The organism is Verrucomicrobiia bacterium, assembly GCA_035460805.1.
Taxonomy (GTDB): Bacteria; Patescibacteriota; UBA1384; order CAILIB01; family CAILIB01; genus DATHWI01.
Genome location: DATHWI010000044.1, coordinates 1 through 2,150 on the forward strand (window position 1 = coordinate 1; position 2,150 = coordinate 2,150).

Consider the following 2,150-nt stretch of genomic DNA (forward strand, 5'->3'; position numbering starts at 1 on the left):
AAACTTAAAAGTAGAGGTTTAGTCCTTTTCACGTCCAACCCCGACTGGCTGAGTGAGACCGTTGCACCAAACGTTAGCACCCTTCCACACCGGACAGCACTCGTGAGCTGTACGCCCGACCTAACCCTGAGCATTTTCCAGTGGCAAAACATTGCGGACGACCCCGTCCACTCCATGATTACTCGCGTAACCCTGGAGTCCGAAGCCATCGAGCTCAATGCAATCCAAGGGGAGCTCCTGAAAGTCCACCACCTCGCAGAAGCAGTGGAGGCAATCATAATCCCTACGTGGCGATGGCTTTGTGCCAATGCCCAGTTCCAGGCGCGCTGTGCCCACCTTAAGGTCACACCCGCTCCAAACCTTTCCACCTGGCCGCTGGACATTTCTTTCGAAGCAGCAGAGCAGAAGCTGCGCCCCCTACTCAGCATCCCTGTACTTCTCAAAGGCGGAGAAGAAGATGAAGAGGAAAAAGACGACCTCTACCTTCGAGGAGTTCCCATGACCCTGGAGGAGTTGGGGGATTTTGAGATATTCTCCCGCAGCCTCGCCATCGGCATACCCGAGTGCGCCCTCAACATTAAGGATGGCGTCCCCGTCACCATTCCTTAGTTCCCTACCGTGTCACGCATTGTGACACGGTTTTTTAAATGTAAAGAAGACTTTACAAGGTAGTGCAATCCGAGCATAGTGGACGGCATGAGCACACCTATTATCAAGGTTAAAAACCTGAAAAAAGAATACCCGGGCGGCACAAAGGCCGTTAAGGGCGTTTCCTTCGAAGTAGAGAAGGGCGAATTCTTTGGGTTCCTCGGTCCGAACGGCGCTGGAAAATCGACCACCATGAACATGCTGGTCAACTTAGTAAAAAAGACCAGCGGGTCAGTAGAGATTGATGGATTTGAAGTAAGCGAAAACCCGGACGAAGTATACAAGCGCGTCGGATTCGCCATGCAGGAAGTGGGCCTCGATGAGACCGCTACCGCAGAAGAAATGCTTGAACTGCACGGCCGCCTCTATCACCTGAAGCCCGCTGAAATTAAAGAGCAAATGAAAAAGCTCTTGAAGTTGGTTGAGCTGGAAAAGGTTGCCGACAAGTACGCCTCCACCTACTCCGGTGGTATGCGCCGCCGCTTAGACCTAGCCCTTTCGCTTATCCACAAGCCAACTGTGCTCTTCCTGGACGAGCCAACTACCGGCCTTGACCCTCATGCCCGCCAGCTTATTTGGAACCACCTTCGCCAGCTGAATAAGGAAGGCATGACCATCTTCCTTACTACGCACTTCATGGAAGAAGCCGAAGCACTTTGTGACCGCATTGCCATCATGGACAAGGGTAAGATTGTCACCACCGGTACCATTCCTGAGCTTCTCAAGAAGCACAAAGCCAAGAACATTGAGGATGTCTTCCTTAAGACCACCGGCAGCACCATTGGTGACGAACAGGTGAACACCAATGCATCGGATCCGTATAGCCGATCACGATAACCATGAAACAATTCTTCTCAGACTGGTATTACCTATCCATTAGGAACACCAAACAAATTTGGCGCCCGCTTTTGGCGCTCATCCCATCGCTCTTCATGCCAATGTTCTTCTTTGGCGTGAATGCAGCTTCCCTTTCTGCCTTCTCACATGTGCCTGGTTTCCCTGATGTTTCGTACAAGCAGTTCATTGCCCCCGTTGCCATCTTCACTGCCATCTTTTTCTCCGCAGGCAATGCCGGAATTGAATTGGTGCAAGACATTACAAGCGGCTACTTTAAGAAGCTCATCATCATGCCAATCAATCGCTTGGCGATTGTCCTTGGTAAGTTGAGTGAGGTAGCGGTGCAGTCTGTAATGCAGGGCCTTATCGTCCTCACCCTCCTTCTTATTGTTGGTGTGCGTATCGATACTGGCATTTTGGGCACCATAGCCATTTTTGCCATGCTTACCGTGTTTGCCATGGGCTCGAGTTGTATTGGCATGATTGCCGCACTGTGCACCCAAAATGCGCGCCGAGTGCAGTCCATGTTCATCCTTGTCTTCCCATTCCTCTATCTCACCACTGCGCAGTCGCCAAAGGCCTTGTTGCCACCTACCTTTGCCACTATCGCTACGTACAACCCCGTAACCTACATTATTGAAGGTGTACGCGCGCTTGTGCTTTCT

3 protein-coding genes are annotated in these 2,150 nt (G+C 51.4%); all 3 read left to right on the forward strand.

The features are described from left to right. On the forward strand, positions 1 to 609 hold a 609-nt coding region (locus VLA04_01510), incomplete at its 5' end, for a hypothetical protein (GenBank protein HSI20373.1). An 87-nt stretch (positions 610 to 696) separates the two neighbouring features. Continuing rightward, the gene (locus VLA04_01515) at positions 697 to 1,485 is read left to right on the forward strand and encodes an ABC transporter ATP-binding protein (protein HSI20374.1); all 789 of its coding nucleotides are present in this window, start codon (positions 697 to 699) and stop codon (positions 1,483 to 1,485) included. A 2-nt stretch (positions 1,486 to 1,487) separates the two neighbouring features. Then, the coding region (locus VLA04_01520; protein ID HSI20375.1) for an ABC transporter permease at positions 1,488 to 2,150 on the forward strand (663 nt) is incomplete at its 3' end.